Source organism: Megamonas rupellensis DSM 19944 (genome assembly GCF_000378365.1).
In the GTDB taxonomy this organism is placed as follows: Bacteria; Bacillota; Negativicutes; order Selenomonadales; family Selenomonadaceae; genus Megamonas; species Megamonas funiformis.
In genome coordinates, this window is record NZ_KB899623.1 from 1 (window position 1) to 5366 (window position 5366).

General features: G+C 31.6%; 4 protein-coding genes. 2 read left to right on the top strand and 2 right to left on the bottom strand.

All coding sequences use genetic code 11. The features are described from left to right. Together F553_RS0111355 and F553_RS0111360 are read right to left on the bottom strand one after the other, a co-directional pair. Positions 1 to 268: helix-turn-helix domain-containing protein (locus F553_RS0111355; protein WP_019000190.1), on the bottom strand; the 268-nt coding region annotated here is incomplete at its 3' end. Between the two features lie 91 nt (positions 269 to 359). Next, the gene (locus F553_RS0111360; RefSeq protein ID WP_019000191.1) at positions 360 to 2279 is read right to left on the bottom strand and encodes an ABC-F family ATP-binding cassette domain-containing protein; all 1920 of its coding nucleotides are present in this window, start codon (positions 2277 to 2279) and stop codon (positions 360 to 362) included. A gap of 274 nt (positions 2280 to 2553) precedes the next feature. On the opposite strand from F553_RS0111360, the gene F553_RS0111365 reads away from it, so the two are divergent. Both F553_RS0111365 and F553_RS0111370 read left to right on the top strand, forming a co-directional pair. Continuing rightward, positions 2554 to 4806: an alpha-galactosidase gene (locus tag F553_RS0111365; protein WP_008537688.1), complete on the top strand. Its 2253-nt coding sequence runs from the start codon at positions 2554 to 2556 to the stop codon at positions 4804 to 4806. A 201-nt stretch (positions 4807 to 5007) separates the two neighbouring features. Continuing rightward, positions 5008 to 5366, top strand: a 359-nt coding sequence (locus tag F553_RS0111370) for an S-layer homology domain-containing protein (RefSeq protein WP_425269992.1), incomplete at its 3' end; no start/stop codon positions are given.

A 5366-nucleotide genomic window follows, 5' to 3' on the forward strand; every position in this document is an offset into this window, starting at 1 on the left:
TATTAGGAATGGAAAATTTGGCTGCTGTTTGATTTAATGATAAATGATGTAGCCATTTATATTCAATAACTTTTTGCTTAAAGATAGGAGTATATTTACGATTTTTATGAAGAAGTTGTGGAATACCACCATGTTCATAATGAGATATCCATCTGCAAAGAGGAGCTATATCTGGCATGTTTAGAATTTTAGCTACATGAGAAATAGAATCTCCTTTTAAAACCATTTTAATTGCTTTAACTTTAAATTCATTTGAGTATTTAGTCATAAAAAAACTGCACCTCCAAAAGTTGTTTTTTTGTCCAACTTTTGGGGTGCAGTTCATAGTTTGTACTAAATAGAAAGCTTTTTTGTTTGATTTATTTGCTATTTTCGGCTAATTCTTCTAAATATGCCCAACGTTCCATTAAATAATCTAATTTTTCTTGAAGAGCAGTTTCTTCTTTAGTTAGCTCATTTAATTTGCCATAATCAGAAGCATTTTGATTCATTTGAAGTTGTACTACTTTTAGTTTTCCTTCTGTTTCAGCAATTATGGCTTCAATTTCAGCATATTCTTTTTGTTCTTTAAAAGAAAGTTTTTTTACTGGCTCAGTTTTAATTGTGGTATTTTTAGATGTTTTTTCTGTATCAGAAATGGTGTTTTTTGTTTCAGTATTTTTTCCTTTTTCTAATGTAGCCAATTCTTTTTCTTCAATACCTTTGTAATAAGAATAACCACCAGGATATTGACGAAGAGAGCCGTCTTGCTGATAAACAAAGACTTTATCTGCTAAGCGGTCAATGAAAAAGCGGTCATGGGATACAAATATAATAGCACCATTAAAATTATCAATGAATTCTTCTAAAATAGACATAGTTTGTAAATCTAAATCATTTGTAGGTTCGTCTAGTAATAGAACATTAGGAGAACTCATTAAAACTCGCAATAGGAATAAACGACGTTTTTCACCACCAGATAATTTACTGATAGGAGTCCATTGTAATGTACCTGGGAATAAAAATCTTTCCATTAATTGAGATGCACTTAGTTGTGTACCATCAGCTAATGTTATGTGATGAGCAACTTCTTTGATATATTCAATAGGGCGAAGTCTTTCGTCCATATCAATATTTTTTTGAGCAAAATATCCAATTTTTACAGTTTGACCAATATTTACATTTCCTGTTGTTGGTGGCAAAATGCCAGCTATTATATTTAATAAGGTAGTTTTACCAGAACCATTAGGTCCTAAAATACCTATGCGGTCATTTCGTAAGACTGTATAAGTGAAATCTTTAATGATTGTTTTATTATCTACAGTATAATTTACGTTTTCTAATTCAATTACAGTGCGACCTAAACGAGAGCCTGCAAGTCCCATTTCAATTTTACTATTATCAATATTTACTTTTTGATTTTTTACTTCTTCAAATCGTTGTATTCTTGCTCTTTGTTTGGTAGAACGAGCTTGAGCACCACGACGTATCCATTTTAATTCATTGCGTAAAAAGTTTTGACGTTTTTGTTCTGAAGCTTCTTCGCGTTCTTCTCTGGCAGTTTTTAATTCTAAAAATTGAGTGTAGTTACCTGTATAAACATAGGATTTGCCTTTATCTAGCTCTAAAATTTTAGTAGCAACAGAATCAAGGAAATATCTATCATGTGTTACCATGATTAAAGCACATTTCAATTTTTGAAGGTATTCTTCAAGCCATGCGATAGTTTCACTATCTAAATGGTTAGTAGGTTCGTCAAGCAATAATAAATCACATGGTTGAATTAATGCTGTAGCTAAAGCTAATCGTTTTTGTTGTCCTCCAGATAAGGTTTTTATTTGGGCAGAAAAATCCATAATACCTAATTTAGTTAAAATGGTTTTAGCATCACTTTCTAATTGCCAGCCATTTAATTCATCAATTTTGCTAGTTAATTTAATGATTTTTTCTTGTAATTTATGATCATGAGGATTTTTTTGACTTTGAGCTAGAGTGATTTCGTAGTCATAAAGCGCTTGCATAATAGGTTGATTACCTTGAAATACTTCCATTAAAATTGTATTTTCAGGATTGAAAATTTTATCTTGTGATAGATATTCAATTTTTATATTTTTGCCAGCGATGATATTACCACTATCTTGAGGAATAAGACCTGCAATAACTTTGATAAAAGTAGATTTACCTGTTCCATTGACACCAACAATACCTATTTTATCACCTGAAGATAGACTGAAGTTTACATTTTCAAATAAGACTTTTTCTCCATAAGTTTTACATAAATTTTCTATTGTTAAAATCATAATAAAAACACACTCACTTTAAATGTTTTATTGTTTGTATATTATATCATAATTTATTTAGCTAAATAAAATTTTTAATTAAGTAAAAAAGAACAACATAGATACAATTTTTAGAAACATAAAACATTGATTTTATTTTTTATAAATATTATAATATTAGGCAAGAAAAGCGAAAACGTTTACAGATTTATTTGTATTGAATTTTGCAAAAAATCTTAGCATTTTTAATTTAGTTATTAATGCAAGAAATTTTTTAATTCAAGGAGGATAAAAGATGATTTTATTTAACCAAGAAACAAAGACATTTCATTTAAAAACTTCTAAAACAAGTTATTTGATGAAAGTCTTAGAAACAGGGCATTTACTCCATCTTTATTGGGGGCGTCCTTTAAAATCTGAAAATCTTGATTATACTGTACGTAGAAAAGATTGGTTTAGCTTTGTTGCTAATACAGATAATATAGATGCTTTCCATTTAGAGTCTAAAGAACAAGAATATCCGGGATATGGTTCTACAGACTTACGTAGTCCTGCTATTGAACTTGAATTTGCTGATGGTACAAGTGCTACAGATTTTAGATATGTAGATTATAAAATTGTTGATGGCAAACCTGCATTAGAAGGTTTACCTGCAACATATGTGGAAGCAGATAAAGAAGCTCAAACTTTAATTATTACATTAACTGATAAAGTAAAAAATGTTGATGTAGAATTATCCTTTACTGTTTTTGAAGAATATAATGCTATCGCTCGTAGCGTTAAAGTAATAAATAAAAGTGCTGATGATGTAAAAATTCAACGTGTATTGAGTGCAAATGTTGATTTTAAAGATAGTAAATTTGAAATGATTCAGCTTTCTGGTTCTTGGGCTAGAGAACGTCATATCATTCGTACACCACTTCGCATCGGTGGACAATGTGTAGAAAGTCGTCGTGGTGCAAGTAGTCATGCGCAAAATCCATTTATGGCTCTTGTTCGTAAAGATGCTACTGAAACAAATGGCGATGTTTATGCTATGAGTTTAGTATATAGTGGTAACTTCTTAGCTAATACAGAAGTTGATATGTATAGCAAAGCTAGAATGCAAATTGGTATCAATCCATTTGATTTCACATGGTTATTAAAAGCTGGAGAAGAATTCCAAGCACCTGAAGCTGTACTTGTTTACTCTAACGAAGGTTTAACAGGTATGAGTCATACTTATCAGAATTTATATGGTAAACGCTTAATGCGTGGTGTATGGCGTGATAAAGCTCGTCCTGTTCTTATTAATAACTGGGAAGCAACATATTTTGATTTCAATGAAACTAAAATCAAAGAAATCGCTAAACAAGCTAGTGAATTCGGCATTGAATTATTCGTTTTAGATGACGGTTGGTTCGGTGAAAGAAATAATGATGACCGCTCTTTAGGTGATTGGTTCGTAAATGAAAATAAAATCCGTGGCGGTTTGAAAAAACTTGTTGATGAAATCAACGGTATGGGCATGAAATTTGGTTTATGGTTTGAACCAGAAATGGTATGTCCTATCAGTAAATTATATGAAGCACATCCTGATTGGTGCTTGCATATAGAAGGTCGTACACGTTCTACAGCACGTCGTCAGTTGATTTTAGACCTTTCTCGTAAAGAAGTTTGCGATTATATTATTAAATCTGTATCTGATGTACTTGCTAGTGCAAATATCGAATATGTAAAATGGGATATGAATCGTAATATGACAGAAATTGGTTCTGCTGTATTACCAGCAGAACGTCAACGCGAAGTAGCTCATCGTTATATGCTTGGTTTATATCATGTAATGGATGAAATTACTAGTCGTTTCCCTAATGTTTTATTTGAATCTTGCTCTGGTGGTGGCGGTCGTTTTGACCCAGGTATTTTATACTACATGCCACAGACTTGGACAAGTGATGATACTGATGCTATTGAACGTTTGAAAATTCAATATGGTACATCTATGGTTTATCCTAATGTTGCTATGGGTTGCCATGTTTCAGCAGTACCAAATCATCAGGTAGCTAGAATTACACCATTTGCTACTCGTGGTATTTCTGCAATGTGTGGTAATTTTGGTTATGAACTTGATTTAACAAAATTAACTGATGAAGAAAAAGCTCAAACTAAAGCTCAAGTAGCATTTTATAAAGAAGTTAGAGAACTTATCCAATTTGGTGATTTCTATAGAATTCAAAGTCCATTTGAAAATAATGAAACAGCATGGAGCTTTGTAGCTAAAGATAAATCAGAAGCAGTTGTAAGCTTCTTTAGAACATTAGCAGTGCCAAATGATAATTTAGCAACTATTTGTGCTGTAGGTTTAGATGCTGATGCTATTTATGAAGATATGCGTACTGGTAAACTTTATGGCGGAGATGAATTAATGTATGTAGGCATTAATGTTCCAGATAAAGTTGTTGGTGGTATAGCTGAAGAAGGTAAAGAATTATTTGCAGGCATGCCAAGCCCTGTTATTGAAGGCGATTATGCTGCATTTATATGGCACTTCAAAAAAGTTAATAAATAATAAAATAAATTATATAAATGAATTTACTAGAGATTGAGATTTTATCAATCTCTAGTAAATAAAAGATAAATGATTGAATATTTTTAATATTATTTTTATAGGCAAAAACTTTATTTTAAATAAAAATTTTATATTTATAGGAGAGAATTTATTATGTTTAACAAATCTACATTAACTATTACAACATCTGCTTTGGTTTTAATGAGTACAGGAGTAGCAGGAGCTGCTAGCAACCCATTTAGTGATGTTCCTCAAGATAGTTGGGCTTATGATGCAGTGGCAACACTTGCTGCTGATGGCGTAATTGATGGTTTCCCAGATGGAACATACCAGGGCAACAAAACAATGACACGTTATGAAATGGCTCAGATTGTAGCTCGTGCTATGGCAAAAGAAGATTTACAAAAAGCAGATAAAGCTATTGTAGATAAGTTAGCTGCTGAATTTGCAGAAGAACTAGATAATTTAGGTGTTAGAGTAGCAGACCTTGAAAAGAAAAGTGATAATGTAAAATTCACAGGAACAGCTCGTTTACGTTATGATGATGGCGATATCAATGC